Source organism: Pseudoalteromonas rubra, from assembly GCF_005887095.1.
GTDB classification, from domain to species: domain Bacteria; phylum Pseudomonadota; class Gammaproteobacteria; order Enterobacterales; family Alteromonadaceae; genus Pseudoalteromonas; species Pseudoalteromonas rubra_E.
On sequence record NZ_PNCI01000016.1, the window covers coordinates 1 to 26,783 of the forward strand.

Annotated in this window: 31 protein-coding genes, 2 tRNA genes and 1 riboswitch; of the genes, 9 read left to right on the forward strand and 24 right to left on the reverse strand. The window is 49.4% G+C overall.

The features are described 5' to 3' along the window. Positions 1-329: 329 nt before the first annotated feature. The 3 genes from CWB99_RS07055 to CWB99_RS07065 all read left to right on the forward strand — a co-directional run bounded on the left by CWB99_RS07055 (position 330) and on the right by CWB99_RS07065 (position 1,847). Positions 330-512: a type II toxin-antitoxin system HicA family toxin gene (locus CWB99_RS07055; protein ID WP_138553097.1), complete on the forward strand. Its 183-nt coding sequence runs from the start codon at positions 330-332 to the stop codon at positions 510-512. A 36-nt stretch (positions 513-548) separates the two neighbouring features. After that, a complete protein-coding gene (locus CWB99_RS07060; protein WP_138553096.1) occupies positions 549-983 on the forward strand; it encodes a type II toxin-antitoxin system HicB family antitoxin in 435 nt (144 codons plus the stop codon). Between the two features lie 288 nt (positions 984-1,271). Further along, positions 1,272-1,847 carry a hypothetical protein gene (locus CWB99_RS07065; RefSeq protein WP_138553095.1) on the forward strand — a complete coding sequence of 192 codons (576 nt, stop codon included), beginning with the start codon at positions 1,272-1,274 and terminating at the stop codon, positions 1,845-1,847. 8 nt (positions 1,848-1,855) lie between these two features. On the opposite strand, the gene CWB99_RS07070 is transcribed toward CWB99_RS07065, so the two are convergent. Beyond that, on the reverse strand, positions 1,856-2,350 hold the full coding sequence (locus CWB99_RS07070; protein WP_138553094.1) for a YbaK/EbsC family protein: 495 nt from the start codon (positions 2,348-2,350) through the stop codon (positions 1,856-1,858). Between the two features lie 278 nt (positions 2,351-2,628). On the opposite strand from CWB99_RS07070, the gene CWB99_RS07075 reads away from it, so the two are divergent. From CWB99_RS07075 to CWB99_RS07090, 4 genes are all read left to right on the forward strand, one after another. Beyond that, entirely contained in the window at positions 2,629-5,127 is a 2,499-nt protein-coding gene (locus tag CWB99_RS07075) for an EAL domain-containing protein (protein ID WP_138553093.1), read from the forward strand. A 43-nt stretch (positions 5,128-5,170) separates the two neighbouring features. Next, positions 5,171-5,605, forward strand: a complete 435-nt coding sequence (locus CWB99_RS07080) for a transcriptional repressor (RefSeq protein ID WP_058796952.1) — start codon at positions 5,171-5,173, stop codon at positions 5,603-5,605. A gap of 72 nt (positions 5,606-5,677) precedes the next feature. Then, on the forward strand, positions 5,678-6,145 hold the full coding sequence (locus CWB99_RS07085; RefSeq protein ID WP_138553092.1) for a chemotaxis protein CheX: 468 nt from the start codon (positions 5,678-5,680) through the stop codon (positions 6,143-6,145). Further along, positions 6,142-6,573, forward strand: coding sequence for a secondary thiamine-phosphate synthase enzyme YjbQ (locus CWB99_RS07090; protein ID WP_138553091.1), 432 nt, complete (start codon positions 6,142-6,144; stop codon positions 6,571-6,573). Before CWB99_RS07085 ends, CWB99_RS07090 begins: the two co-directional genes overlap by 4 nt. Here the strand turns inward: CWB99_RS07090 and alr are convergent, their stop codons facing one another. The 17 genes from alr to orn form a co-directional block, all read right to left on the reverse strand. After that, the gene (gene alr / locus CWB99_RS07095) at positions 6,574-7,671 is read right to left on the reverse strand and encodes an alanine racemase (RefSeq protein ID WP_138553090.1); all 1,098 of its coding nucleotides are present in this window, start codon (positions 7,669-7,671) and stop codon (positions 6,574-6,576) included. Positions 7,672-7,720: 49 nt separating this feature from the next. Then, positions 7,721-9,100, reverse strand: coding sequence for a replicative DNA helicase (gene dnaB / locus CWB99_RS07100; RefSeq protein WP_138542983.1), 1,380 nt, complete (start codon positions 9,098-9,100; stop codon positions 7,721-7,723). A gap of 120 nt (positions 9,101-9,220) precedes the next feature. Continuing rightward, positions 9,221-10,162: a DUF4097 family beta strand repeat-containing protein gene (locus tag CWB99_RS07105; protein ID WP_138553089.1), complete on the reverse strand. Its 942-nt coding sequence runs from the start codon at positions 10,160-10,162 to the stop codon at positions 9,221-9,223. Positions 10,163-10,171: 9 nt separating this feature from the next. After that, complete coding sequence (locus tag CWB99_RS07110; protein ID WP_138553088.1) at positions 10,172-10,657, reverse strand: hypothetical protein; 486 nt, start codon at positions 10,655-10,657, stop codon at positions 10,172-10,174. Continuing rightward, on the reverse strand, positions 10,650-11,201 hold the full coding sequence (locus CWB99_RS07115; protein WP_138553087.1) for an RNA polymerase sigma factor: 552 nt from the start codon (positions 11,199-11,201) through the stop codon (positions 10,650-10,652). Before CWB99_RS07115 ends, CWB99_RS07110 begins: the two co-directional genes overlap by 8 nt. A 164-nt stretch (positions 11,202-11,365) precedes the next feature. Further along, positions 11,366-13,108, reverse strand: coding sequence for a DUF7305 domain-containing protein (locus CWB99_RS07120; protein WP_138553086.1), 1,743 nt, complete (start codon positions 13,106-13,108; stop codon positions 11,366-11,368). Positions 13,109-13,113: 5 nt separating this feature from the next. Then, entirely contained in the window at positions 13,114-13,629 is a 516-nt protein-coding gene (locus CWB99_RS07125; RefSeq protein ID WP_249331774.1) for a prepilin-type N-terminal cleavage/methylation domain-containing protein, read from the reverse strand. Between the two features lie 5 nt (positions 13,630-13,634). After that, the gene (locus CWB99_RS07130; RefSeq protein WP_138553084.1) at positions 13,635-14,030 is read right to left on the reverse strand and encodes a type IV pilus modification PilV family protein; all 396 of its coding nucleotides are present in this window, start codon (positions 14,028-14,030) and stop codon (positions 13,635-13,637) included. Then, positions 14,021-14,482: a pilus assembly FimT family protein gene (locus CWB99_RS07135; RefSeq protein WP_138553083.1), complete on the reverse strand. Its 462-nt coding sequence runs from the start codon at positions 14,480-14,482 to the stop codon at positions 14,021-14,023. Before CWB99_RS07135 ends, CWB99_RS07130 begins: the two co-directional genes overlap by 10 nt. Then, positions 14,469-14,888, reverse strand: a complete 420-nt coding sequence (locus tag CWB99_RS07140) for a type IV pilin protein (protein ID WP_054016931.1) — start codon at positions 14,886-14,888, stop codon at positions 14,469-14,471. Before CWB99_RS07140 ends, CWB99_RS07135 begins: the two co-directional genes overlap by 14 nt. 411 nt (positions 14,889-15,299) lie before the next feature. Beyond that, complete coding sequence (gene rplI / locus CWB99_RS07145) at positions 15,300-15,752, reverse strand: 50S ribosomal protein L9 (RefSeq protein WP_054016932.1); 453 nt, start codon at positions 15,750-15,752, stop codon at positions 15,300-15,302. Positions 15,753-15,787: 35 nt separating this feature from the next. After that, positions 15,788-16,015: a 30S ribosomal protein S18 gene (gene rpsR, locus CWB99_RS07150; RefSeq protein ID WP_010386263.1), complete on the reverse strand. Its 228-nt coding sequence runs from the start codon at positions 16,013-16,015 to the stop codon at positions 15,788-15,790. 12 nt (positions 16,016-16,027) lie between these two features. Next, a complete protein-coding gene (gene priB / locus CWB99_RS07155; RefSeq protein WP_138553082.1) occupies positions 16,028-16,357 on the reverse strand; it encodes a primosomal replication protein N in 330 nt (109 codons plus the stop codon). Positions 16,358-16,387: 30 nt separating this feature from the next. Continuing rightward, positions 16,388-16,729, reverse strand: a complete 342-nt coding sequence (gene rpsF, locus CWB99_RS07160; RefSeq protein ID WP_010386261.1) for a 30S ribosomal protein S6 — start codon at positions 16,727-16,729, stop codon at positions 16,388-16,390. 209 nt (positions 16,730-16,938) lie between these two features. After that, positions 16,939-17,014, reverse strand: a tRNA-Gly gene (locus CWB99_RS07165). A 147-nt stretch (positions 17,015-17,161) separates the two neighbouring features. Then, positions 17,162-17,237 (reverse strand) — tRNA-Gly (locus tag CWB99_RS07170). A 174-nt stretch (positions 17,238-17,411) separates the two neighbouring features. Continuing rightward, on the reverse strand, positions 17,412-17,957 hold the full coding sequence (orn, locus tag CWB99_RS07175) for an oligoribonuclease (RefSeq protein WP_138551746.1): 546 nt from the start codon (positions 17,955-17,957) through the stop codon (positions 17,412-17,414). Positions 17,958-18,130: 173 nt separating this feature from the next. On the opposite strand from orn, the gene rsgA reads away from it, so the two are divergent. Next, entirely contained in the window at positions 18,131-19,183 is a 1,053-nt protein-coding gene (gene rsgA, locus CWB99_RS07180) for a small ribosomal subunit biogenesis GTPase RsgA (protein ID WP_138551747.1), read from the forward strand. 34 nt (positions 19,184-19,217) lie between these two features. Continuing rightward, positions 19,218-20,084, forward strand: coding sequence for an archaetidylserine decarboxylase (asd, locus tag CWB99_RS07185; RefSeq protein WP_125720180.1), 867 nt, complete (start codon positions 19,218-19,220; stop codon positions 20,082-20,084). A 61-nt stretch (positions 20,085-20,145) separates the two neighbouring features. On the opposite strand, the gene CWB99_RS07190 is transcribed toward asd, so the two are convergent. The 6 genes from CWB99_RS07190 to thiC form a co-directional block, all read right to left on the reverse strand. Next, positions 20,146-20,898, reverse strand: coding sequence for a HesA/MoeB/ThiF family protein (locus CWB99_RS07190; protein ID WP_138551748.1), 753 nt, complete (start codon positions 20,896-20,898; stop codon positions 20,146-20,148). Then, entirely contained in the window at positions 20,895-22,415 is a 1,521-nt protein-coding gene (gene thiE / locus CWB99_RS07195; protein ID WP_138551749.1) for a thiamine phosphate synthase, read from the reverse strand. The genes CWB99_RS07190 and thiE overlap by 4 nt, the downstream gene beginning before the upstream one ends. Positions 22,416-22,499: 84 nt before the next feature. Then, the gene (locus CWB99_RS07200; RefSeq protein ID WP_432760825.1) at positions 22,500-23,291 is read right to left on the reverse strand and encodes a thiazole synthase; all 792 of its coding nucleotides are present in this window, start codon (positions 23,289-23,291) and stop codon (positions 22,500-22,502) included. A gap of 2 nt (positions 23,292-23,293) precedes the next feature. After that, complete coding sequence (thiS, locus tag CWB99_RS07205) at positions 23,294-23,491, reverse strand: sulfur carrier protein ThiS (RefSeq protein ID WP_138551751.1); 198 nt, start codon at positions 23,489-23,491, stop codon at positions 23,294-23,296. Then, a complete protein-coding gene (locus CWB99_RS07210) occupies positions 23,488-24,507 on the reverse strand; it encodes an FAD-dependent oxidoreductase (protein ID WP_138551752.1) in 1,020 nt (339 codons plus the stop codon). The genes thiS and CWB99_RS07210 overlap by 4 nt, the downstream gene beginning before the upstream one ends. Before the next feature lie 40 nt (positions 24,508-24,547). Next, a complete protein-coding gene (gene thiC, locus CWB99_RS07215) occupies positions 24,548-26,500 on the reverse strand; it encodes a phosphomethylpyrimidine synthase ThiC (RefSeq protein WP_138551753.1) in 1,953 nt (650 codons plus the stop codon). A gap of 164 nt (positions 26,501-26,664) precedes the next feature. After that, a riboswitch (TPP riboswitch) is annotated at positions 26,665-26,766 on the reverse strand. Between the last annotated feature and the right edge of the window lie 17 nt (positions 26,767-26,783).

The following is a 26,783-nucleotide window of genomic DNA, read 5'->3' on the forward strand; positions in this document are numbered from 1 at the left end:
ATGAGAAATCTTTAACGCCGTTAGCGTCCTATTTGCTCCTTCAAATTGAACAGGTATTAAGTGAAATTGGTATAAAGCACTCTGCCCGAAGTTCACCTGCGACGAGAAGGGAATGCTCGATCGCGCGAACTCAGTTTATCGGACTGTTTTCTCAATATGAAAGGCATTCTCGTGCGCAGTCAGAATTTATTGCTATATTTAGGAACTGTGAAGCTAGGAGCCTAGGCTATTAAAGAGAACATGCAGCCTCCCTCTACACAAAAATTAACCAATTCATTCTTGCTTTATACACACGGGTGTGTATAAAATAAACTAAATATGGAGAGCTCATGACTTCAAAAGATTTATTTAAGCTCTTAAAAAAGCACAATTGTGAGTTTGTTAGATATGGGAAAGGGGACCACCAAATTTGGCGGGCTCCCAGTGGTAGAACCTTTAGCGTCCCGCACCCAAAGAAAGACTTACCAATAGGCACAGTTAAGAGCATTAAAAGGATGGCTGGGATTAAATAGGCCTGCTGGAAGTCGAAACTAATTGAGGTATATTTTATGTTATTTATGGTCGGTGTTGAACGCCCCCAGTGTGATGGGGAAGCTTTTGGCATCATAGTGCCAGTATTTGAGCTGCTTGGATACGGTTGCATATCCGCTGCTGATACCCGAGAAGCAGTGCTTTACTCGGCCAAAGATGCCATATTGGAAGTGGCTGAAGAAATGCTCCAAGGTGGCCATGCACTTGATGCACTGGACACAGGTTACCAAGACTTAAGCCGTGACTACCCAGACTATGACGAATGGTTCGCGCTTGAGGTACCTGTTGAATCTCTAAAGGGCAAGCAGAAGAGAGTTAACGTCACTCTCTCTGAACCCTTGCTAGCAAGAATTGATGCATACGTTGAATCACGCAAAAGTGATTACAAAGACAGATCAGACTTTTTAGCAAAAGCTGCGGATACAGTAATGCAGCAAAACAAAACTACATAATCGAGTAGTATCAATTATTGTAAAGCCCCTTTTGGGGCTTTACTGTTTTGGGGTATTCAAAAGTGAATAGGTCACCTGTTCCCTTCACAAGGTCAAAGGGTAAACAACCGTACAGGCCTGAAGGGAACATCACAGATGGCTTATTTACTGCTGTGTCACTCGGATATTTTACAAATCACTCAAGCAAAACTCTACACCTCTCGCCACTTTGCAACGCCTCAAAAAATCATAGCGCCCTAACCCGGTTCCAAGTATCCTAATACTTCTGCATATCAAAGGATTTATTTCATGCCTAATCAAATGTTTACCGATGTCGAACTCCGCATTATGTCAATTCATGTTAAATCGCAGGGTTTCGTCGAAAAGCTACTCAGCGAAAGTAAGTTTGAACTCAAAGTATTTAGTGCCGTCAGCGACGGGGTAGCAGACCATTCATTTAATATGGAGCTGAACGTGATGCCAGTCAGTGAGGGCGGTACCATCGGCTTTGGCCCCGCAGGTTACACGATTTATCGTAATCGCGCCGGACAAATCCCACGCTTCCTTGATGCCCATATTGCCGTCTTAGAAGATGACAGTGATATTCGCAGCACAGCCAAGCTGATGGCCCAGGTTCGAAAAACCGCAGCATTTGGCGAGCTGACTCGCACCGTGGCAGCTGCGGCGGCCAACCCTCTGTTTGCAGTCGGTATGAATGTGGCTGAAAGCCTGATGGATATTTCCATCGATGTGTTAAAGGACAATAAAGACGACCTGTGGCTGCGCCGTTTCTTCAGCTTTAACTACAATATTGAAGGTTATGAGGGCGTTGCAGAGTTTGAGTCTGACGAAGTGAAAATAACGCTGCAACTTTTTACCGGATAGCACTGCAATCAGCTTTTCACGGCAATCACGACTCCCTGAGTCAGTGACACCAGCTTGGCTGCTGGCAGCGAGAATACCGCATTGGGTGTACCTGCCGCAGCCCACAGCGTCTCATGTTGTAGCAAATCCTCATCAATAAAAGTAACAGGCTTAGTCAAGTGCCCGATGGGAGGTATGCCACCAATGGCAAACCCGGTTACCTCCCGGGTAAACTCAGCGTCGGCTTTTACCAGCTTCTCTCCCAGATGTTTGGCCACGACTTTTTCTTTTACTCGATTGCTGCCACTGACCAGCAACAACACCGGCTTACCACTTTCTTTGCCTTTGAATATCAGTGACTTTACAATCTGGCCGAGCTGACAACCTAAGGTGTGCGCAGAGTCCTCTGCTGTGCGGGTACTGCCGGGCAACTCGACAACAGTAAACGCCCCTCCCGCTGCTGCAATGGCATCCTGAACCCGTTGCGCACTTCTGCTTAATTTGTCCGCTTCGTGATTACTCATAGTCGCTCCTTGTTTTGACTTTGTTAGTTTCTAACCCACCCTAGCCAAAAATCACGCCCGGGCCAAACACATTCCGTGATTTAATATTGATTGTTTTTCATCTGACTGGTGTTGTTCTTTTTCCCTGTAATTCAAAATCACAACGAGTAATCAGTACTTTTCAACTACACTTACCTGTAGAAAGCTTCTGAAATGGGAGACGAGTCTTGACAAGGGACAGCCCAGAGTTGACTGCCCAGTCACAGGGCCATGTGAAAACACGAAAGAGAGATAGCCGAGTGACCAAACTATACTCAATTGACCTCAAACTATGGCTTACACTCAGTGCTTTCTTATTTGCCGCCCTGTTGGCGGTAGGTTTAGTGCAGGTCCATCATGATACCCAGCAAGAAAGCCTGCTGGCAATCACAGAAGCAACCTTAAAACGCGATCTATCTGCGCTTAACCTGACAATGCAACATCACCTCGCCCAAAACGATCAGGAAGAAATACGTAACACCTTAGTTGCATATCAGCAGGGCCAGCAATATGACCACCTGGCACTGGTCGATGAAAATGGCATAGTGCTATATAGTAGTAACACAAGCCATGAGGGCCGCCACCACAACGATACCCCATTAAAACTCAAACCAGAAGCCATCAGTCAACGGCTTAGCCCGCCATACATAATGGTTGAATATAATAAACATAAACACCTGTATCAGGCCTACAGCACCTATGAACAACAAGGCGCAGTGGCGCCTAATTCCCCTCTTCCGGCACTCATCTATGCCGAATACTCCATTGCCGTTCAGGCACAACAGCTACTTGAATATACGCGAATGAAAACCCTGTCTATTCTGGCGATTGCGGCACTACTCACTGCTCTGGTACTGTATTTCACTCGACTATTCATCCATCGCCCAGTATCACAGTTGGTTGCGCTCAGTGAACGGCTGAGTAGCTTTGACTTTAGTGAAACACTCGAAACACACGGCGCTGGCGAGTTTAAGCATCTGGCCGACAACCTCAATCGCATGGCAAACAGTCTGCAAGTTGGCTGGCAGCAAACGCTGCAAGCTGAGGCTGATGCAAGCCGCAAAACAGCTATCCTGGAGGGGATTTTCTCAGCCCTGCCTGACTTATTTTTTATCATTGATAAACAGGGTACTATTTTAGAGTATCACAGCGGACAAACTGACGACTTATACGTACCTGAAGCCCAATTTTTGGGACGTAAAATTGAGGAGTTCCTGCCAGCCCAAACCTCGCGCCACTTTACTCGCGCAATTCAAAGCATTGAACAACCGGGCCAGTTAATGCAGCTTGAATATTCACTGCCCTTTGAGGACGGTAACCGCCACTTTGAAGCTCGCCTCAGTGCACTGCCCGGTACCGAGTCCCTGGTTATTGCAGTGCGCAACATCACAGACAAAAAACGCCAGGAAGAAATCATCCTGCACCACGCTTTTTACGACACCCTGACAGACTTGCCTAATCGCTTTTTGGTGCTTGATCGCCTCCAGCAATTGATCCATGACGCCAAACGTGACAAGTCATTAGTTGGAGTTGGGTTTATCGATCTGGATGACTTTAAAAAAGTGAATGACTCTATGGGACATGAAGTCGGTGATAAAGTCCTGATACATTCGGCAAAGCGGCTGCTATCAGCTTTGCGAGAAAAAGACACCGTGGCGCGCCTTGGTGGCGATGAGTTCATCATTTTACTGGGCGACTTGAAAAGCAACGCCGATATTCATCCCATCGCCAGCAAACTGGTTAAGCTCTTTCACGCACCGTTTGATATCGACGGCCGTGCCTTTAATATTTCTTTGAGTCTGGGCATTGCCCTTTTTCCTCAGGACGCCGACACGCCCAACGACCTGCTGAGAAAGGCCGACTCTGCGATGTACAATGCTAAGCAACAGGGGCGCAATACCTATTGTTTGTTCACTGAAAGCATGAGCAATACGCTGCAACGACGCCTGATGCTTGAAGAAAGCATGCAAGGCTCACTTGAGCGCGGAGAGTTCGAGGTCTATTATCAGCCACAGCTGGATCTCCAGGCGCGTAAAGTCGTTGGTGCTGAAGCACTGCTTCGCTGGCACAGTGATAAACTGGGTCCGATCTCTCCGGCTGAGTTTATTCCCCTGGCAGAACAAAATGGGTTTATTATCGACCTCGGCAAGTTTGTTCTTAATTCAGCAGCCAAAGCCCTACAGCGAATACATACGCAATTCAATGCGTCACTGCGACTGGCGGTCAATCTGTCACCCCGCCAGTTTAATGACCCTGAACTACTCAGCCATGTTGAGCATCTGATAGAGCACTGTGCATTGCAACCCGGCACGCTTGAACTGGAGATCACCGAAGGTCTGCTATTAAGCGGTGACAGCTCGATCAGAGCCACACTGGATAAACTCCAGCAACTGGGGATTTTGATCTCAATGGATGACTTTGGCACAGGCTACTCGTCGTTGAACTATTTGCGCCAGTATCCGTTTGATGTGTTGAAAATTGACCAAAGTTTCATTGCCGATATGCACACGGGGAATGAGTCGGCCTATCTGGTAAAAAACATTATCACCATGGCACACGGCATGGGCCTCAAAGTGATTGCCGAAGGGATTGAAGACCACGAACAACTCACACGACTGGTCGAGTTTAAGTGTAACATTGGTCAGGGTTACCTGATTGGACAGCCAATGCCTGAAGCCGCATTCCAGGACTGGCTTGAACACAACTTTACTCGTCCGGAGAATATAATGAATAAATCCCTGTCGATACAAGACTATTAAAAAGAATATGTTAGTATTGCATGGCAGTGTAAGGATTTAGAACATGAATATAGAACAACTGGTAAGTAAAGCTAAGCAAGTTTGTGATAATCGAGGGGCTCGATTTACCCCTATCCGAGAAAAAGTTTTCCGCTTACTCGCTGCTAAACAAGGCGGTGTAGGCGCCTATGATCTGTTAGAAGAGCTCAAGCTCACCGAGTCTGGAGCAAAACCAGCAACGGTATACCGTGCTTTGGATTTTCTCTCAGAATTAGGGTTTATTCATAAGATTGAGAGCACGAATGCATTTATGCTGTGCCATCACTTTGACTGTATTCACCCTGTGCAGTTATTGATCTGTGACTCCTGTGGTCACGTACAAGAGCTGCATTCTAATGCCATTTCGCACGAGCTGAATAACCTGGCTGCAGAGCATGGCTTTCTTGTAAAAGCACAAACGATAGAAGCACACGGCCGGTGTGGAAAGTGCAATGAGTAGTGCAGCATAGTAAAAAGCCCACTACACTTAAACCAGCGTCCGTTACAACATAGGAACCAAGGGAAGAAGCATATGAATGTAGAATTCATCAACCCTTTTTTATCGTCACTAATGAATGTCCTGGCAACCATGGCACAAACAGAATTAACGCCAGGCAAGCCAAAGATTAAAAAAGATGAGGTGGCACGCGGTGATGTGTCTGGGTTGATTGGCATGGTAGGCCCGCAAACCAAAGGCTCCTTTTCTATCAGCTTTGATGAAGGCCTGGCACTGACCATTATGGAAAGAATGCTGGGTGAGCGCCCAGACAAAATCAATGAAGAAGTCACCGATATGGTTGGTGAAATCACCAATATGGTCACCGGTGGCGCAAAGAACCTGCTTGGCGAGAAGGGCTACGAGTTTGATATGGCCACGCCAATTGTGGTCTCCGGGCCCGGGCACACAATTACTCATAAATGCGAAGGCCCTAAAATCATAATGCCCTTCACCTCAGCTGACGGGAATGCCAACATAGAGGTGAGCTTCGATAAGCTATGAGCTGGCATCAAACACATATCACACTCAGGCCGCGTCAACGCGGCTTTCATTTGATTGATGATGAAGTACTTACCCAGGTACCACAGCTAGGCTACTACAAAGTGGGATTACTTCATTTGTTTATTCAGCACACATCGGCCAGTCTCACCATCAATGAAAATGCCGATCCTACCGTTCGTATGGATATGGAAAGTCACTTCAACCACTTTGTACCCGAGCGACAAAGTTACTATCGTCATGATTATGAAGGAGACGACGACATGCCAGCCCATATCAAATCCAGTACGCTGGGCTGTGAAGTGACAATCCCGGTTAGTCATGGACGCTTGCAATTGGGTACCTGGCAAGGGATTTACCTGGGGGAACACAGAGACCATGCAGGCAGTCGCTCAATTGTCGCAACCTTACATGGCCAGCTGCTGGAATAATTAGCGTGATAAGTCTGCCGGGGTGATATAGTCGTAACTCACCCTGGGTGTGACATTGCAGAGTAATTCATAAGGAATCGTACCCGCGCACGCCGCAACTTCTTCAACCGGTAAAGCAGGACCCCACATTTCAACCTGATCACCGACTGCAACCCCGTCCGGGTTAGTGCCTATGTCCACAGTGATCATGTCCATAGACACTGCACCAACAATGCCATAACGTTTCTCCCTGATCACCACAGGGGTGCCATTGCGCGCATTACGTGGGTAACCATCACCGTACCCCATCGCCACGACGGCCAGCTGAGTTTGTATATTACTCTGCCAGCGACCGCCATACCCCACTTTTTCGCCAGCAGCGATAGTCTTGATGGCAATCACCCGGGTTGTTAGCCGCATCACTGGCTTGAGGCCATGCTCAGTACCAACCTGATTAAGCATGGGCGACACCCCATACATCATTAGACCGGGGCGGATCCAGTCACCATGTGACTGAGGCCAGCCGAGTATCCCGGCGGAGTTGGCCAGACACTTAGCTTCAGGTTTACCCTCTATCAGACGCTCGAACGCGTTAATCTGGCGTTGCGTTTGCGTGCTATTTACATCATCAGCGCAGGAAAAGTGCGTCATCAGTTTGATATTCGGGTCAACATTGCCACAGGTTTTTAGCCGCTGATAGAAGGCCTCGAACTGTTCAGGCTCGATGCCCAGTCTGTGCATGCCTGTATCAACTTTCAGCCACACAGACAAACGAGCACCTAACTCACTGGTTTCGATAGCCTGCAGCTGGTTTTCATCATGAATAATGGTTTCAAAATTATTGGCGATCAGAATGGGCAAATCAGCACAATGAAAAAAGCCTTCCAGTAAAACGATCGGCTTGGTTAAGCCACCGGCGCGCAGCGCCAATGCTTCATCAATACGGGCCACTGCAAAGGCATCTGCGTCATTAAGCTGCTGGGCAATTTTGACCAGACCATGGCCATAGGCATTGGCCTTGAGCACTGCCATCACCCGGGCACCAGGTGCCAGTGTCTTGATCCGTTTTAAATTATAACTTAATGCCGCGAGGTTAATTTCGGCGGTTGCCAGGCGCATACTTACTCCTAATTCAGGCTGCCGATTCTGTTAGAACACAACGAATGCTTTAATATTCGTCATCTACTGCTGGGCCGGCATAATTGTCGAACCGAGAGAATTGCCCCTGGAAGGTTAACCTAACCTTACCAATCGGACCATTACGTTGTTTACCAATGATAATTTCCGCGACACCCTTATCCGGGCTGTCGTCGTTGTACACCTCATCACGGTAAATAAACATGATCAAGTCGGCATCCTGCTCGATAGACCCCGATTCACGTAAGTCTGAGTTAACCGGGCGTTTATCAGCCCGTTGTTCCAGTGTCCGGTTAAGCTGAGATAGGGCTATCACCGGGCACTGAAGCTCTTTTGCCAGTGCCTTAAGTGAACGAGATATCTCTGCGATTTCTAAGGTCCGGTTGTCCGATAAACTGGGCACTCGCATCAGCTGCAAATAATCCACCATGATCATGCTAATACCACCGTGATCTCGCGCGATGCGCCTTGCCCGTGAGCGCACATCCGTCGGCGTCAGGCCTGAAGCGTCATCAATGTACATCTGACCCTTTTCCATCAACAACCCCATGGTTGAGGATAAACGCGCCCAATCATCATCATCCAGCTGACCAGTCCGTACTTTGGTCTGGTTAATACGCCCCAGTGAAGCCAGCATCCTCATCATGATCTGTTCTGAGGGCATCTCCAGTGAATAGATAAGCACAGGCTTATCCTGCGTCATCGCAGCATGCTCAGCCAGGTTCATTGCGAAAGTGGTTTTACCCATCGACGGACGTGCAGCGACTATGATCAGGTCTGAGGGTTGCAAGCCTGCGGTCATCTGGTCAAGATCAGAGTAGCCCGTGCTCACCCCGGTTACACCATCCTGCGGCGACTGGTAAAGCTCTTCAATTTTATCGACGGTTTTTTCGAGAATGCTGTGAATGCTCTGTGGACCTTCAGTACTCTTGGTGCGCTGCTCAGCGATTTTGAATACCTTACTTTCTGCCAGGTCCAACAATTCGTGACTATCACGCCCTTCCGGATTAAAACCCGCTTCGGCAATTTCATTGGCGACCGAGATCATCTCACGGACCACAGCCCGTTCGCGTACGATACTGGCATAGGCATCGATGTTCGCCGCACTGGGTGTATTTTTGGCAATTTCAGCCAGATAAGCAAAACCACCGACCGTGTCCAGTTGGTTGTTCTTTTCGAGGTTTTCCGAGATGGTGATCAGGTCAATAGGCTGACTGGCCTCAACCAGCTTGCTCATTGCCTCGAATATCAGCTTGTGGGTGCGGGTGTAAAAGTCCTGCGCGACAACCAGTTCTGCAACCCTATCAAACGCCTGATTATCAAGCATGAGTCCACCTAACACAGACTGCTCTGCCTCGATAGAATGGGGGGGAACTTTCAGGGTATCGACTTGTTGATCAGGTTTCGCCATATCACTACAAACACTAAGGGACGGACCTGTTATTGTATACGCAATTGGGGTGGAAATGAATCTAGATTATCAGGCTAATATTGACTCAGGGACGCCCTCGCTGGGCGCCCCTCCTGAGTATTACAATTTCTTCAACGCAATACGTCCACTGACTGTATCAATTTCTACATCCACATCACCGTCGTTAATCACGAACTCCAGTTCACGCGATGGCCCATATTTCGCCTTTTTTTCTTTGTCTGATGACAGTTCATTGATGATCCGTCCGCCGGCATGCGCATCAATATCAAAACGCGCCGACAGATTAGTCGGAAAATAAAAGTCGACATCACCACTGACTGATTCAAAGCGAATATTGGCTCGCTTTTCCAGTGCTCTCAATTTGACATTAATCTCGCCATTGACGGTACTCATTCTCAAATCCTTCAGGCTGGCAATATCGAAATCAACTTCACCGTTGACGTTTTCAACGCGAATATCACTCGCCTGCGTCATACTCTCAATACCACCATTGACCGCATTAAACCTTAGCTTTCCGCTGGACGCCATGTCTTCAATATCGCCATTGACTGTTTCATAGCGGATGTTACCGGATAGCTCTTTCCCCTCGATGTCACCATTGACGGTTTCCAGTTCAATTTTCCCGCTGACCTGATTCACTTCAATGTCGCCATTGACGGTGGTGACTGCCACACCAGCACTGAAGTTGCTGACATCCACATCGACATTCACCCCTTCAAAATCAAGTTCACTCTGTTTCGGCATATAAATGATCAACCGAGAACCATCTCGCTTGTTATTCCACCCTTTATTGCGACGTGGCATTTTGACAATAAACTCTGTTACATTGCCCTGAGTTTCTAATGTATAGCCATCGGCCAGCTCATCTAGCTCGCCACTGACTTTAAAGCTTGGCTTGTCCCATGATTTGATAGTGACTTTACCACGCTGGTTTTCAATGACGACTTTGCCATCCAGCGGCACCTCAATCTGCTCGTCAATCTTGTCACCTGCCAGGGCAAACAGCGGCAGCGTGGCCAGTCCTAAAATGATTGCTTTCATGCTTCTCTCCTAAATCTGTTGCCACTGGGGCTGATGTACCTTAGTGATTAAATCCAATTGCTGCTGGTATACCTGAGCCAGCATTTTAAGCAGGGCTGCATTGTCGGGATCTTTTGTCAGAGCCAGTTTGATGGCCTGCTCTGCTTCCTCCAGCTCCTGCAATGGCACCTGCCAATCCTGTGTGAGTGCGGGTTGCGTCTCATACTGAACCAGTAGCATTTGTTTTCTCTGCTCGAAGAAGGCACTCATATTCGCCATAGTGTCTTGCTGAGGCTGCGTCATGATAACCTGCCAGCTCAGCAAGCCAGCTGATATGCAGGCTGCAACACCAGCTAGCTTAACCCAGGGACTGGCAGAGCGAGGCTCCGCTGCAGGCAAATTGATTGCCTTTTCAATGCCCTGCCATAAGTCTTTGCGCGGTTCAGGTAGCTGATCCTGATCTTGTTGTCGTGGCAGCTGTTGTTTCAGAAACTGCTCAAATGTTGGTTTACTCATTGTCGTACCACTCCTGTAACAATTTCCTGGCTCGGTGAAACTGAGATTTACTTGAGCCCACCGCCATATTCAACATACCCGCGACCTCTTCATGGCGGTAGCCTTCTACCGCGTGTAAGACAAACACCAAACGAGCGCGCTCCGGTAAACGCAGGACCAGCTTATCTAGCCCGTTGAGCGATTCACATTGCGCGATTTCAGCTTGTTCCATCCCACTGTCTTCCAGACTGACAACTTTTTGCAGCCAGTTTTTTTGCTTACGCAAATAGCTGATTGCAACATTCGACGTGACGCTGTGAAGCCAGGTCGTGAATTTTGACTGCCCCTGAAACTGAGCGATGTTATGCCATAGCTGAACAAACACTTCCTGCGTCGCATCTTCCGCGTGTGCCTGATCGGCAAGCAAACGTAAACACAGTCCATACACCCTGCGATAACACTGCTGATAGAGCTGTTCAAATGCAGCCTGTTCGCCCTGCTGGGCACGCTGCACTAACGCTTCAATCGTATCTTGGTTAAATGCCTCTTTGGCATTGATTATCATAGAGTATTCCCTCGTTACCGAGCCATCATCGTGACACATCGGATGTAATAAAGAAAGTGACCCAATGGCGCGATGTTTGAAGAGTAAGACGCGGGGGGAAGAGCAAAAGGTTTAAACAAAGAGGAAAAATTTTTCTGTACGGTGGGAGCGACTAGTTCACTGTGTTATTCGTCTTCCTCCTCTGGAGTCTGATAGTCTTCGCCAGACTCAAAACGCCAGCCCATAAATTCCAGCTTAGCCGGCGTAACCACGCCGCCGTTGCCGAGGTTAAAGTTTTTCAGTGCTTCATCAAAATGCACACCACTGCCGCCGGTGGCATCTATGGTTGCGCCACGGATAGTACCGTAAAACTGACCACTCCCTCGCATTGCGATGCTGGTAACGGGTGCATAAATTACGGCATACACAGAGCTGGCACCTCTCAGAGTAATGCCATTTTGGCCAGAGTAAGAAGAGAAGATACTCAAACTTGGAAAGCCGCTATCAGTCATGCCTTCCCGTTCAGTGATCACGACACCACTGGCACCAAAATCAACTTTACCGGTAACAAAAATCGCCAGACTGCTACCTGCTTTGATAGTAATGCTGGTGTGACCCGTCATCTTGAGGTCACCATCGACCAGCCAGATCACATCTCCTCCCTCGATGGTAATGGTACCATCGCTGGTCAGCTTCATGTTTTTCATTCCAAACACATACTCATTGCCGCTATTACCCTGGCCATGGTTTTGCGTAAGGTGCTGAAACAAATAGATGTCTGCGGGGCTCGATGACCAGGTGCCACTGCCTCCACGTATATAACGGCCTTCGCTCGGGGTAAACACATAGTCCGTCTGTGCACCGACAGTAAAATCAGCATAGTTGTTATTGCTGTCGATCACTGAGGGCATATTCAAAGGTAACGCCAGTGGATCACATTCTTTATCTGGGTCATTGGGATCATAATCCGGCGAGCTGGGGTCGTATACCCGTACCGCTTCCACTTCTGGGTTAACATTGAAGCGATCCGCTGAATAATGCAACCCACCTTGCATATGGCTGCTCTGGAAGACACCCGTGCCACCATACATAATGTCTAACTCAGCCTGGTTTTGATTGAGAATTTCGGCGCCCCACTTCATCGTCACGTCACCATTCGCACGCAGTACGCCGGTGATCTGTCCGCCATTGTGCTTTACGAACCCCTGAGTGAGCACATCGCCATCAACTCGCACGCCACTGCCCGCGGAAATATCGATACCGGTATTGGACTGAACAGTACCGACAACAGGTGAAGATCCCTTAAGGTACAGGATACCCGATGCTTTAACATCTCCCATGATAGGGGAGTGACCATTTAGCACCACATCGGCATCGCCAATCACAGTATTCACATCGCCATTGCTGGTTTTAGTGTCTTCATAGCTGCCCTGAGTGGAATCATAACTGTCGACTAAACCACTGCCCGCAAGATTTACGCCCTTACACCCGGTAACAGCGTTTTGGAACACTGAACTGCGCTCGGGAGGGGTGTATTTAAAGTAAGAGATCATACGCGCCTGGGCCTGCTCATCATAACGCTGCCCCAGGCTGGCAATCGCCACTTCATCACCGTTGACTGACAACTGGGCGTCAAAACTCGTGCCATCCAGTTCGCCGCTACCCACACCCGTCCCTATCTGCTGCACCACCTGCTCCAGTGTCAGATTTGGGTTATTGATCAGTGCGGCTTTGAGTGCCTGCCCCCGCTCGATCACGCCCTTTTCAGCCAATAATCGCGCATTCAGGTCTTTTTGATAATTACCACTGAGACGCTCCTGCACCAGGGTATCTTTAAATGCAGCAAAGACCACCACACTGGCTACCGAGCTGAGTAGCATCACTTTTATCAGGGTAAACCCACGTTGTCGCAGTGTTTGTATTGCCATGATAGTCACCAGTTCGCCGTCGCCAGCACCTGCTGACTTGCTGCAATATCTATCTGGATCCCCGCGGCATACTGTGCGGGCACACCCACGGGTGTCACTGTAATGGACGTGATCAGGCCGTCGACCGAAAAGCTTAGTCCATTCACCCCTCTTAACAAGCGCTGGGCAGGTAAGTTATCTGAGCTGATATCACATAATAAGTAGCCATCAAGTAACGAAAAGGTCTCGGTGTAATTCACCACAGGCACGCTGCCATCGCAGGCCGGCGTATTGGCAACCTGACTGACTTCTAATGCCTCACCGTTAAGCATGACCTGAGGTGTAGACGCAGTTTGCTTAATGCTGCGGGTCATTAGCTGACTGGTATAACGGATCACTTCCTGGGCCTGTGCCAGCTCCTGATTCACCGCAATAGTGCTGCGAATGGTCGAATAGGCCACGGCAATACCGCCGAGCATAAACAAGCCTATCGCCAGTGCGATCAGCAGCTCAAGTAAAGTAAATCCGCGGCAATTCATCATTCGACTCACAAACATTCATTGACAAAACTGGCGTGCAATGAGATTTGGTCCACGCCTGTATTGGTCATACGTTCATCGTGCCAGCTAACCGTCAGGCTCATATCGAGACTAAAGGTATCAGGCAGCGTCAGCGTAAAGCGAGGATCATTCGGATATAGCCGGGCAGCTGTCGGGTTGGCACCCGGGTTCAGGCTGGTATTGACACTCTGATAATGGCAAATGTCGGGCCAAATGCGCTCTATCGCATTCTGCCCGTGGATCAAAGCCAGAGTATAATTAAAACTGTTCTGTGCAAACTGCATGGCCTTGATCTGGGCTGCTGCAAGGCCGAGTAACGCAATGGCGGCTATCACCATAGACACCATAACTTCCAGCAATGAAAACCCCGAAACTACGCGCAATTGTCTGTCGCCTTAGCCAACCAGCTTTGCCCACTGTGTAAGATGCATAAACGAACATCGTCCGTTGTTGCATCGTTATCCGATATCAGTATATTACTGAACGCACTGAGCTCACCACTTGAGCGCAGCGTTCTGTCAACCAGGTTCACGGCCACTGCCGTGTGGTCAATCGTAAACCGTTTTAACGTGATTTCCTGGCCCTGCTCGACCACCTTCATCACCCAGTCATTGTTTTCAAGTTCCAGTTTTACCGGCACTTCGCGTTTTACCGCTTCACTGCGTGCAAAACGATAAAAACTACTTAGCTGATTTGCAGTGGTATTAACCCTGTCCTGCTTAATTTGGCCAATTAAAGACGGCGCAGCCGTAACAGCCAGAATGGCAATGATAGCCAGGACCATCAACAGCTCAATCAGCGTAACACCGTGCTGGGTGTGCTTACCAACAGTCATTCAGGTTGCCTCCCTGATTGCCTAAATGGTCCAGTGTGAGCACACCACAAATGTCGCCATTCTGACCACCCGCAGCCAGTGGTGTCGCCTTTAAAATATAGCCCATATTGCGAAAATCACCGTTGGCACCTTGTGGCTTATTGCGCGCTTCGTAGCTGAACGTGTAGTGTTCAGCAGCTGGCAGGCTCTGAAAAGTCTGATCATTAGGGTAACCACCATTACGAGAATAGATTCGCTCCAACGTGGCACTGGTTTGTAACAGCAAGTGCTGTGCATCCAGTCGTCTGCTTTCACGTACATACTGACCATAGTTTGGCAATGCCACACTGGCCAGAATGGCGACGATCGCAATGGCGATCAGCAGCTCAATTAAAGTAAATCCACGCATTCTGGAGGTTTTAAGCATATTGGGTTTCCCACCTAAATGATAACGCTGTCATTAGTACCTGAATAAGACTGTATGACATTTAACCAATAAAAAAAAGTGCCTGTAATAAAAACAGTTAACTAAAATATCACAAAACAGGATTATCTAAAACAGGAACGCGCTTACATGAGATAACAGCTGACGATGTGCCTCAAGGCTACACGGTGGTCAGACCATTAAATACCAGCGTCATTTGTTCCCATAAAGACTATAAGCCGTTTACGAGCGCTGTTGTTTTGATTTGGATTAAATTTCCGACTTGTGTTGTAAACCTTCCATGATGATCCCGATAATCATCAGATCCACACACTGAAAATTGGAGTTGTTATTGTCTTTCAGAGATTGGGAATACAACCGCGTGCAGATACACGCGGTTGGTGCTTAATACTATTAAGCTTCAGCGATCACGATTACTTTGATAGCTGTTGTCACGTCAGTGTGAAGCTGGATTGATACGTCGAACTCACCTGTTTCGCGGATAGTACCGGTAGGCAGACGAACTTCTGACTTAGCAACTTCCAGACCTACTGCAGTGATAGCGTCGGCAATATCGCGAGTACCGATAGAACCGAATAGCTTACCTTCGTCACCCGCTTTAGAAACCAGAGTCACTTCTGCTAGTGCTTCTAGTTTTTCAGCGCGCGCTTGTGCAGCGACTAGCTCTTCAGCGATTTTCGCTTCAAGCTCAGCACGACGTGCTTCGAAAGTTTCGATGTTAGCTTTAGTTGCAGGAACTGCCTTACCCTTAGGGAAAAGGAAGTTACGTGCGAAACCAGATTTAACAGAAACCTGGTCACCTAGGCCACCTAGGTTTGCGATCTTGTCTAGTAGAATAACTTGCATGTCTCTACACCTTTTAAAAACTGTTAATCAGCTGCTTACTTGTGTAAGTCAGTGTACGGAAGAAGGGCTAGGTAGCGAGCACGCTTGATAGCAGTTGCTAGCTGACGCTGGTATTTAGCGCTAGTACCTGTGATACGGCTAGGTACGATTTTGCCACTTTCAGTTACATAGTTTTTAAGAGTAGCCAGATCTTTGTAATCGATTTGTTGTACGCCTTCCGCTTTGAAACGGCAGAACTTACGACGTCTGAAATAACGTGCCATGAGTAAATTTCCTCAATTAATTCTTTCAATATGTTGTGCATGTAATACAAGTTGACTCAAGCCGCTGCGACTCTCGTGTCGGTTTAAAAAACCGCGTACTTGTATGGTTTGCCCAACGTATAAATGCTCTAGTTGAGTCCGGAACTGCTGTCCGCTGGCTACCACCTGAATTCGCACATAACTGTTACGATTTAGGTCGGCTTCTACTTGCATCGATTTATGTTCTAAAACAAAAATACAATGCGCGATACCGGCGGGGCTTTGACTGTACTTAGGTGGCTTACAGACCGTGCCGGATAATACCAGCTGGTTTGTATACAGTTCAGACTGAGTGCTCACCAAACTACCAGGTCAATTCCGAATCAAAAACGATTAAGCAGTTGCTGCTTCTTTTTTCTCTTCTTTAGCAAGAGGAGACGCTTCAGTTACAGCGTTCTTAGTACGCATAACCAGGTTACGAAGCACTGCATCGTTGTAGCGGAAAGAAGTTTCAAGCTCGCTGATTACTTCAGTAGGTGCTTCAACGTTCAACAGAACATAGTGTGCTTTGTGAAGCTTTTCGATTGGGTAAGCCAGTTGACGACGACCCCAGTCTTCTAGACGGTGGATTTTACCGCCAGCTTCTGTGATGGCACCAGTATAACGCTCGATCATACCAGGTACTTGCTCACTTTGGTCTGGGTGAACCATGAATACGATTTCGTAATGACGCATGGATATTCCTTACGGTTAATATAGCCTTGTCCCGTTTCGGCCAGTCGGGGTAAGGCAAGGAACTAAAGTTAGTTAGGCCGAAAGAGCGCGTATTTTACGTGTCGAACTAAAAATAAGCAATCAGTTTATCGATGAAAATTGGTGGAATAAGGGTTAAAGTTGAGTGAGTAAGTCAGAATGAAAAAATAAGGGTAGAAAGAGAGGAAAGTTGGAGCGGCACACGAGGTTCGAACTCGTGACCTCGACCTTGGCAAGGTCGCGCTCTACCAGCTGAGCTAGTGCCGCATCACAAATTGCCCGATTTTTTAAACGCTGGAGCGCGACAGGTCGCGTCTAACATTTAGCAGCTGAGCTAGTGCCGCTTCACAGGATATAGAAATATCATTCAAAATAAACTCGTTATTTAGTCAGTCGAGTAAACTGATTGTAGATTGGAGCGGCACACGAGGTTCGAACTCGTGACCTCGACCTTGGCAAGGTCGCGCTCTACCAGCTGAGCTAGTGCCGCATCACAATGTAGCTCTTAGTTTCCCGCTGGGCGCAACCTTGAGGTCGCGTCTAACGTTTTAGCAGCTGAGCTAGTGCCGCATCACGCACAAGCAACAAACAATGTTTGCCGTCTTGAGCGGGGCAGGATTCTACAAGATAGAAAAAGCATTGCAAGTACTTTTTCTAAATTTTTTTAAAGATTGAAGAATTTTTGCTGGTAAACCTTCAACTCCATAATGGAGTCTTTGATGTCGTCCAGAGCCAGGTGAGAGCTCTTTTTGTGGATCCCGTTTAACAGCTCAGGCTTCCAACGACGTGCCAGCTCTTTAATCGTGCTGACGTCCAGGTTGCGGTAGTGGAAATATTCTTCCAGCTCAGGCATGTATTTGTTGAGGAAACGACGATCCTGACCAATCGAATTACCACACATCGGCGATTTGCCCGGCGGTACCCATTGTTTCAGGAAGTCTAATGTTTGTTTGATTGCATCAGATTCAGAGTGAGTACTGGACTTACAACGCGCAGTCAGACCGGAACGGCCATGCTGGTTTGTACACCACTCATCCATATTATCAAGTAAATCATCACTTTGATGGATAGCAATTACAGGTCCCTCGGCCAGTACATTCAGATCACAGTCGGTGATCACAGTGGCAATTTCGAGGATCCTATCTGTTTTAGGTTCCAGACCCGTCATTTCTAAGTCGAGCCAGATCAGGTTTGATTCATGAAAAGACATACACTACCTAACGGTACTTTCCTTTAGATCCAATGCAATTAGATATATCATATTAGCTTCATCACTCGACCAAAAGCTTTTTTTTACAAAGCGGGGCAATTTATTGAGTTATAGTCCATGATTGGCCTGTATACCACTCGATAGCAATAAATCGTGTCGCGAGTTTATTAGATATGGCAAAACGCAAAAAACTCAGTAAGGGCCAGTCCAGACGGATCAGTGCCAACCATCAAAAACGCTTGCATAAAGCGAAACAACAATCCGACACTCAGGTGACTTGGCAAACCGATAACCTGGGCCCCACAGAACCCGCGGTGGTGATCAGTCGCTTTGGCCAGCATGCCGATGTCGAGTGCGAAAATGGCGACGTACTGCGCTGCAATATTCGCCGTACCGTCACCAGCTTAGTATGTGGCGACGAAGTGATTTTTCGCCGTGCCAAAGTCAGCGAAGGCGATCTGGCCGGTGTAATAGAAGCCGTCGAGCCTCGCCGTTCTCAGCTCACCCGTCCGGATTTTTACGACGGTGTGAAAGTGGTTGCAGCCAACATTGATCAGATTTTAATGGTGTCCGCTGTAGTGCCTGAATTCACCCCACAGATCATCGACCGCTACCTGGTCGCCTGTGAAGACATGGGCATTGAGCCAATTCTGCTGCTCAATAAAATCGACTTGCTCGATGACGAAGGTCTCGACTATGTCGATGAAGTGCTGGATATCTATCGGGAGCTAGGCTATCGCGTCCTGCTGGTGAGTAACAAAACAGGCCAAGGGATCGATGAGCTCAAATCCCTGCTAACAGACAAGAACAATATCTTTGTTGGCCAATCCGGCGTGGGTAAATCCACTTTAGTGAATACCGTCCTGCCCGATGCCGCCATTCTGACTCAGGAAGTCTCTGAGAACAGTGGCCTGGGTCAGCACACCACCACAGTTTCTAAACTGCATCACCTGCCCAGTGGCGGTAACCTGATAGACAGTCCGGGGATCCGTGAATTCGGTCTGTGGCACCTGGAAGTTGAGCGGGTAACCTGGTGTTTTAAAGAGTTTCGTGAGTTTATCGGTGGCTGCCGTTTTCGCGATTGCAAGCACCTCAACGATCCGGGGTGTTTGATCCTGGAAGCGGTAGATGAGGGCAAGATCAGCGAACTGCGCTTTGACAGCTATCACCGTATTCTGGAGTCAATGGCAGATGGTCGCGCAGGTGCGCGCGCGCCAAGAGTTTGATACTATCTTCAAAATTTTTTCAGGAATAATAAAAGTGAACTTGGATAAACTAAAGATTGCCCTGCAATATGCTTTACCCAAACATGCCGTATCACGTTTGGTGGGAAAACTGGCCGCAGCCGAAGCGGGTGCACTGACAACCACCTTAATTAAATTGTTTATCAAACAGTACAAGATAGACATGAGTGAAGCCCTGCATGAAGATCCAGCTCACTATAAAACCTTTAATGAATTCTTTACCCGTCCGCTGAAGCCGGGGATCCGCCCACTTGCCGAAGAAGCCAGCATTGTGGCTCACCCGGTCGACGGTGCCATCAGCCAGTTAGGCGATGTAGTCGATGGTCAGATCATTCAGGCCAAAGGCCATGACTACAGCCTGCAAACCCTGCTGGGGGGCAAAGAATCCGACGTAGCCCCCTACCTTGGCGGTAAATTTGCCACCATTTATCTGGCGCCTAAAGACTATCACCGCATTCATATGCCCCTTGATGGTACGCTGAAAAAGATGATCTACGTACCCGGCGATCTGTTCTCGGTAAACCCGTTAACTGCGCAAAACGTCCCAAATCTGTTTGCACGTAACGAGCGAGTTGTCGCAATCTTTGACACTGAGATAGGTCCACTGGCTATGGTATTGGTGGGCGCCACCATAGTGGCCAGTATCGAAACCATCTGGGCGGGCACGGTCACGCCACCAGCCGGTAAAGACGTCTTTAGCTGGGATTATCCGGCAGAGGGCGACAACGCCGTTAAATTGAAAAAAGGCGACGAGATGGGCCGCTTCAAGCTGGGCTCGACGGTTATTTTGGCCTGGGGAGAAGATAAAGCCGACTTCCTGGCCAACCAATTGCCAGAAACCGTTACCCGTATGGGCACCCCATTTGCGACCATCCGCGACTAAAAAAACGGATAACGCGCTCAAAAAAGCCCGCATTTGCGGGCTTTTTCAATCGTCTATCACATTAGCCACACACATCACATGCTGCATCCCTTTCCAGCGTAAACTGTCTTTGCTTAAGGCTTAGCGCATCGACCAATATCATTTCACTGTGTTTATCAGGTACATCAGAGATAATTAAACTGACTGCTTTCATTGCCTGCATAGAACCAATGATGCCCAGCAACGGGCTCACGACACCTGCGTTCTGACAATTCAATACCGGTTGCGCCGATGACTTTGGAAAAATGCAGTGATAACAGGGCGAGGACGCCCTGAAATCAAAGGCCATAAACTGGCCCTGAGTGCCCAGCGCGGCACCCGAGATCAGCACCTTGCGCTGTTGTACGCAATACTGGTTGAGCAAATAGCGGGTGGCGAAGTTGTCGCTGCAATCCAGGATCCAGTCACTGTCTTGCAATATGCTGTCTATATTGCCGCTGTCGAGCTTCACAGGCTGAGGGATCAGTGAGATTTGGTTATTCAGGCTCGCTAAAACCTTACCCGCGGCTTTCGCTTTTGGCTGGCCAATGTGACTGACCTTATACAAAATTTGCCTTTGCAAATTAGACAGTTCAACCGCATCATCATCACAAAAAGTCAGCTGCCCGACTCCGCTTGCCGCCAGATAAAACAGCGCAGGGCTACCCAGCCCCCCACAGCCAACCACGGCTACTCGTGCTTGTTTAAGGCGCAGCTGACCGGCTTCCGACACGTCGTTGAGCAGTAAATGGCGGCTGTATCTTAGCCGCTCTTTGTCACTGAGCTCTGTACTCATGACTCGCCTGTGGCCCGTTTCAGGTCAATAATGGCCTGTTTATAATCCGCCGCCTCGGTGATGGCACGCACCACCGCCACACTACCCACTCCGGTGGCGGCAACCTGAGGGGCGCGAGTCAGGTCAATACCCCCAATCGCTACGGTGGGATAGGTTTCACGCATCAGAGGCACAAAGTGCCTGAGCTTTTCGAGCCCCTGGATCTGTCCGGTCATGTCCTTGGTGGTCGTCGGGTAAATTGCGCCAAATGCCAGGTAGCTGGGCCGATAGTTGTGGGCTCGCAGCATTTCATAAAACCCATGCGTAGAAACGCCCAAACGTAACCCCGCCTGCTGAATGGCAACCAGATTCGCCGAATCCAGATCTTCCTGACCAAGGTGCACCCCATAAGCGCCATGGCGAATGGCCAGCTCCCAGTGGTCATTGATAAAGACCCGGCCCTGATACTTTTCCCCCAGGGTGATAGCACACTGTATGTCTTCTTCCAGGGTCGCATGATCAGCCTGTTTAATTCTGAGTTGCACTGTTTTTACGCCCTCAGCCAGACACTTTTCAACCCAGTCTACCGAGTCTACGACGGCATAAAGCCCCAGCTCTTCTCCGACTGGGGCAAAACCGGCTGCAAAGTTAAACTCTTCGCTAAGAGCAAACTCCAGTTCATCACCGAGCCAGCTTCCAGGCTCTATCACCTGAGGAAAGTCCGAGATATTCTCTGGGAACCCGGCATGTGCCAGTGGCCCTCGCCCCTCACCAAAGCGCTGTGCTAATTTCAGCCCCTGGTTGATATAGGCTTTGGCCAGAATAAAGGCATCTTTGATCGGATAACCTTTGGCCAGACAAGCCGCAACAGAAGAGGCAAAGCTACAGCCGGTGCCGTGACTGTGCGGCGTTTGTATCGCTTCATTGCCAAGCCAATACTCTTCACCCTCACTCCAGCAATAGTCAATGCAATAACCACTGGGATAATCCCAGTGACCCCCTTTAATGATCACCGATTTGACGCCAAATTCGCGCAGCTTACGGGCAGCGTCCCTGACGGCATCCGGACCAATCAGATACACGCCTGTCAATACTTGCGTCTCCTGCGTATTGGGCGTGATCACATCGACCAGAGGTAATAAGTACTTTTTTAGCGCATCCAGGGTATCTTCTTCGGTAAGCGCATCGCCACTGGATGCAATGGCAACCGGGTCGAACACAATCACAGGGGGATTGTCCCAGCGACTCTTGTACTGCGCCAGATGCTCTGCCACCAGCTGGATCTGTGTGCTGTTGGCCAGCATGCCAATCTTGATCACGGTTGCTTTTAAATCGGCTTCGAGTGCCAGCAGCTGAGATTCCAGCACTTCACTCGATACCGCATTGATCTCTTCAACCGCTAAACTATTTTGCGCCGTCAGCGCGGTTATAGCTGTGCAGGTTTGCACACCAAAACTGTGCATTGCTTTGACATCCGCCTGCACTCCGGCGCCGCCACCCGAATCCGACCCGGCAATGGTCCATACCAGTTCAGCCACAATTACTCCTACTTACTCTGTTAAACATGGGCGCATGATAAAGTACTTTGCGCCACAAAAGCTTAGCGACACTATAGCGCGTGTTTAATTCTGATGCCAAAAGGGCATCCCCATCGTCGGGGTGGAAGGCGCTGCGACTTCTTTCTCCGGCATGGCCTGCGCTACATAGGCAGCACGCCCGGCAACCACCGCATGATTAAAAGCACTGGCCATGGTCACCGAACAGCCAGCACCGGCAATGGCAGAATTCAGCAACACGGCGTCGTAACCAAGCTCCAGAGCCTGAACGGCATGCGAGGGTAAACCGAGTCCTGCGTCGACAATCAGGGTGTGGTCAGGCAAACGCTCACGAATGGTTTTCAGGTTATAGGGGTTGAGTAGCCCTTTCCCGGTGCCAATGGGGGCGCCCCAGGGCATCAGTACTTCACAACCCAGATCCGCCAGGCGCTGACACACCACTAAATCATCGGTGCAATACGGCAGCACCTTAAACCCCTGCTTTATCAGGGTTTCAGTGGCTTCCAGCAGGGCAATCGGATCGGGCTGTAAATTGTATTCATCGCCAATCAGTTCCAGCTTGATCCAGTCAGTTGCAAACACTTCCCGGCACATTTGTGCCAGTGTCACCACTTCTTTAACACTGTGACACCCGGCGGTATTAGGTAACACCCGCAATCCGGTATCCTTGATCAGTTGCCAGAAGTCGTCTCCGGCCGACACTGAGTTTTGTCGTCGCAGTGACACAGTGACGATTTGTGCCTGCGAAGCCACCAGGCTTTGCTGCATAATCTCAGGCGAGGGGTAAAGTGCTGAGCCTATCAGCAAGCGACTGTTGAACTGCTCACCATAAATGGTTAACGGCGTATCACTGTGCATCATCAGCCCCCCTGAATAGGCGATAGCAACTCGATGCTGTCACCCTCTTGCAGCCGCAGCTCTGCCAACGTGCTGCGCGGCACAAATTGCCCGTTCAGCGCCACCGCAAAGGGTGCCTTTGCCCCTTGCGCCTCAATCACCTCCAGCAAAGACTGTGGCTGTGACAGCGTGAGCGCCTGACCATTGTAACTAATATTCATAATACCCCTTGTTGTAACGCGTGTTGCACCACAGCGGGTGCCAGCAAAAACCCGTGCCGATACAGACCGTTAATGCGGATCACATTATCAGTGACACTAGTATGCGGACGATTATCTTTATACGCCGGGCGCAAACCTGCGCGCAGCGACATCACTCGACCCTCGGCAAAGCCACTGTGTACTGTATATGCAGCCGACAGCAGCTCCAGTGTCGAGCGGACTGTAATATCTCCCCGATCCTGAGACTCAATTTCGGTCGCCCCGATGACAAACTCGTGATTTGGTTTAGGCGCAATATAGAGTGGATAACGCGGATGCATCAGACGCACCGGACGCTGCAAACTCACCTCCGGCGCATAGATGCGTGCAACTTCGCCACGCACCCCGCGCAGATCGGGACTGTCCTTTTTGGCATCCAGCCCGCGGCAGTCAATGATCCAGTCAAACGCTTCACCATTGACCCGCCCTTGTGCGATGTGTGCCTCTGCCCCTTCATGAAAGCGCACGCCCCTGTTTTGTAAGGTGCGAAGGCTGGCAGCATAGAATGCCAGGTTATCGAGCTGGCCCTCACAGGGTAAATACAGCCCCTGGTGAAAGCGGCCAGCCAGTTCAGGTTCCAGCGCACCAATGCCGTGACCATCCAGGTTTTGCGCCTGATGCCCAGCCAGCGGTTTAAGGCGCCGCTGGAAACTCAGCAAATCGCCCCTGTCTTGCTGATGCGCGACGATCACTGTGCCCTGCTGCTGAAAGAATACAGGCGCATCGAGTTTGGCCAGCAACTCGGGCCATAATGCCATGGCATGTAAGCCCTGCTCTGCCAGGTCTTGTTCACAGATCACGGATTCGGCCATGGGAGCGAGCATCGCCGCGGCCAAAGTGCCTACACTGGCAGGCGCCGCAACCGGGTCACGCTCAAATACGCTCAGCTGATACTGCTCTGCCAGCATCAGCGCCGCAACCCGCCCTGTCAGACCAAAGCCGACAATGGCAACGCGTGGTTTGTTTGTCTGGGACATCTTGCCTCCATACGGGCCCGAAGGGGCCCGCTACCCTAAATCACAACGCTTTGTGGTAAAGCTCCGAACCCGTTTCTTTAAATTCGCGTGATTTATTTTTCATTTCGGCTTCCACATCAATCATTTTGATGGCGATAGCTTCACCGGCATTATTTGGATCTATGCCCTCGGCTTCGAGCTGTTTGGCATAGTCGCGCACATCCTGGGTGATTTTCATAGAGCAGAACTTAGGACCACACATAGAGCAGAAGTGCGCCACTTTACCCGACTCCTGAGGCAGTGTTTCGTCGTGGTAAGACAATGCCCGCTCCGGGTCCAGACTCAGGTTGAACTGATCGTGCCAGCGGAACTCAAAGCGTGCTTTAGACAAAGCATTGTCGCGAATTTGTGCGCCAGGATGGCCTTTAGCCAGATCCGCCGCGTGTGCCGCAATTTTGTAGGTGATCAGGCCCTCTTTCACGTCTTCTTTGTTTGGCAGACCCAGGTGCTCTTTTGGCGTGACATAACACAACATGGCGGTACCGTACCAGGCGATCTGCGCTGCACCAATGCCGGAAGTAAAGTGATCGTAGCCAGGAGCAATATCTGTTGTCAGCGGACCAAGGGTGTAGAAAGGCGCTTCATGACAGTGCTTTAATTGCTCATCCATGTTTTCTTTGATCAGGTGCATTGGCACATGGCCCGGCCCTTCAATGAACACTTGAACATCGTGTTTCCAGGCAATCGTGGTCAGTTCACCCAAAGTGCGCAGCTCGGAGAGTTGTGCTTCGTCATTGGCATCGGCGATTGAACCCGGACGCAGGCCATCACCCAGAGAGAAACAGACATCATATTGCTTCATGATCTCGCAAATGTCTTCAAAGTGGGTGTACAGGAAGTTTTCTTTATGGTGCGCCAGACACCATTTGGCCATGATAGAGCCACCGCGCGAAACAATGCCCGTCACTCGCTTCGCTGTCATAGGCACATAGCGTAACAGCACACCTGCGTGAATGGTGAAGTAGTCAACGCCCTGCTCGGCCTGCTCAATCAGCGTATCGCGGAAAATTTCCCAGGTCAGATCTTCCGCCACGCCGTTCACTTTTTCCAGCGCCTGATAGATGGGCACCGTACCGATCGGCACGGGTGAGTTACGTACGACCCACTCACGGGTTTCGTGAATATAGCGCCCTGTTGACAAGTCCATGACCGTATCCGCACCCCAGCGGGTTGACCACACCAGCTTCTCAACCTCTTCTTCAATCGAAGAGGTCACCGATGAATTACCTATATTGGCGTTCACCTTCACCAGGAAGTTACGACCGACAATCATAGGTTCGGTTTCCGGGTGGTTGATGTTGTTTGGCAAGATAGCGCGACCACGTGCAATTTCAGCACGGACAAATTCAGGGGTAATAAAATCCGGGATCTCGGCACCAAACGACTGGCCCTTATGCTGTTGTGCCAACAGTTCTTCACGAATTTTGGCACGCCCCATGTTTTCACGAATGGCAACGTACTCCATTTCTGGCGTCACAATACCACGGCGTGCGTAGTGCATTTGCGTCACATTTTGCCCAGGTTTGGCACGACGTATTTTAGGCAGATTTTCAAAACGAATATGATCTAACCCTTCGTCCGCCATACGCTGCTGAGAAAACTGCGAGGTGACAGATTCCAGTACTTCAGTATCGTCGCGATCCAAAATCCACTGCTCACGGAATTTCGGCAACCCTTTGCGCACATCCAGCTTAAAATCCGGATCGGTATAAGGGCCCGACGTATCATAAACACGAACCGGCTCATTCTTTTCGAAGATTGGATCTTCTTCCGTGCCGCCAATAAAAGAGTCACTCAAAGTGATCTCGCGCATGCCGACGCGCACGCCCGCCTGCTCACCCTCAACATACACTTTCTCAGAATTTGGGAAAGGTTGTCCGGTAAGGTTATAGATAAAGTCCGACGCCGCCTCGCGCGACTCACGACGTGATAACTTGCTACTGTTGTTTGACATGACATGCCTCATTGTTAAGTTAAGGTGTCTTGTCAGAACTCCGCAAAGGGAGCGAGAAGGGTCCAAACCAAACTCACAACAAAGCGCTGTGTGCTGGTTTCATTCAGTGGAGCATGTTGGCACAGGCACAACATGGCTGGCAACCTAGATATCTTGCGATATACCAACTTAGGTAGCTTGTTCCCTACGCAGGCATTAACCTGATCAGGTCCACGGATCCCGCAATACTGCGATCTCAGCCCAGATGGGCACTCCGACAAGTAACGAACTGTGAAAAAGTGTA

Coding starts and splice junctions, on each gene's coding strand:
- CWB99_RS07055 (WP_138553097.1), top strand. CDS start 330: ATGACTTCAAAAGATTTATTTAAGCTCTTAAAAAAGCACAATTGTGAG.
- CWB99_RS07060 (WP_138553096.1), top strand. CDS start 549: ATGTTATTTATGGTCGGTGTTGAACGCCCCCAGTGTGATGGGGAAGCT.
- CWB99_RS07065 (WP_138553095.1), top strand. CDS start 1,272: ATGCCTAATCAAATGTTTACCGATGTCGAACTCCGCATTATGTCAATT.
- CWB99_RS07070 (WP_138553094.1), bottom strand. CDS start 2,350: ATGAGTAATCACGAAGCGGACAAATTAAGCAGAAGTGCGCAACGGGTT.
- CWB99_RS07080 (WP_058796952.1), top strand. CDS start 5,171: ATGAATATAGAACAACTGGTAAGTAAAGCTAAGCAAGTTTGTGATAAT.
- CWB99_RS07085 (WP_138553092.1), top strand. CDS start 5,678: ATGAATGTAGAATTCATCAACCCTTTTTTATCGTCACTAATGAATGTC.
- CWB99_RS07090 (WP_138553091.1), top strand. CDS start 6,142: ATGAGCTGGCATCAAACACATATCACACTCAGGCCGCGTCAACGCGGC.
- alr (WP_138553090.1), bottom strand. CDS start 7,671: ATGCGCCTGGCAACCGCCGAAATTAACCTCGCGGCATTAAGTTATAAT.
- dnaB (WP_138542983.1), bottom strand. CDS start 9,100: ATGGCGAAACCTGATCAACAAGTCGATACCCTGAAAGTTCCCCCCCAT.
- CWB99_RS07105 (WP_138553089.1), bottom strand. CDS start 10,162: ATGAAAGCAATCATTTTAGGACTGGCCACGCTGCCGCTGTTTGCCCTG.
- CWB99_RS07110 (WP_138553088.1), bottom strand. CDS start 10,657: ATGAGTAAACCAACATTTGAGCAGTTTCTGAAACAACAGCTGCCACGA.
- CWB99_RS07115 (WP_138553087.1), bottom strand. CDS start 11,201: ATGATAATCAATGCCAAAGAGGCATTTAACCAAGATACGATTGAAGCG.
- CWB99_RS07120 (WP_138553086.1), bottom strand. CDS start 13,108: ATGGCAATACAAACACTGCGACAACGTGGGTTTACCCTGATAAAAGTG.
- CWB99_RS07125 (WP_249331774.1), bottom strand. CDS start 13,629: ATGATGAATTGCCGCGGATTTACTTTACTTGAGCTGCTGATCGCACTG.
- CWB99_RS07135 (WP_138553083.1), bottom strand. CDS start 14,482: ATGACTGTTGGTAAGCACACCCAGCACGGTGTTACGCTGATTGAGCTG.
- CWB99_RS07140 (WP_054016931.1), bottom strand. CDS start 14,888: ATGCTTAAAACCTCCAGAATGCGTGGATTTACTTTAATTGAGCTGCTG.
- rplI (WP_054016932.1), bottom strand. CDS start 15,752: ATGCAAGTTATTCTACTAGACAAGATCGCAAACCTAGGTGGCCTAGGT.
- rpsR (WP_010386263.1), bottom strand. CDS start 16,015: ATGGCACGTTATTTCAGACGTCGTAAGTTCTGCCGTTTCAAAGCGGAA.
- rpsF (WP_010386261.1), bottom strand. CDS start 16,729: ATGCGTCATTACGAAATCGTATTCATGGTTCACCCAGACCAAAGTGAG.
- orn (WP_138551746.1), bottom strand. CDS start 17,957: ATGTCTTTTCATGAATCAAACCTGATCTGGCTCGACTTAGAAATGACG.
- rsgA (WP_138551747.1), top strand. CDS start 18,131: ATGGCAAAACGCAAAAAACTCAGTAAGGGCCAGTCCAGACGGATCAGT.
- CWB99_RS07190 (WP_138551748.1), bottom strand. CDS start 20,898: ATGAGTACAGAGCTCAGTGACAAAGAGCGGCTAAGATACAGCCGCCAT.
- CWB99_RS07200 (WP_432760825.1), bottom strand. CDS start 23,291: ATGCACAGTGATACGCCGTTAACCATTTATGGTGAGCAGTTCAACAGT.
- thiS (WP_138551751.1), bottom strand. CDS start 23,491: ATGAATATTAGTTACAATGGTCAGGCGCTCACGCTGTCACAGCCACAG.
- CWB99_RS07210 (WP_138551752.1), bottom strand. CDS start 24,507: ATGTCCCAGACAAACAAACCACGCGTTGCCATTGTCGGCTTTGGTCTG.
- thiC (WP_138551753.1), bottom strand. CDS start 26,500: ATGTCAAACAACAGTAGCAAGTTATCACGTCGTGAGTCGCGCGAGGCG.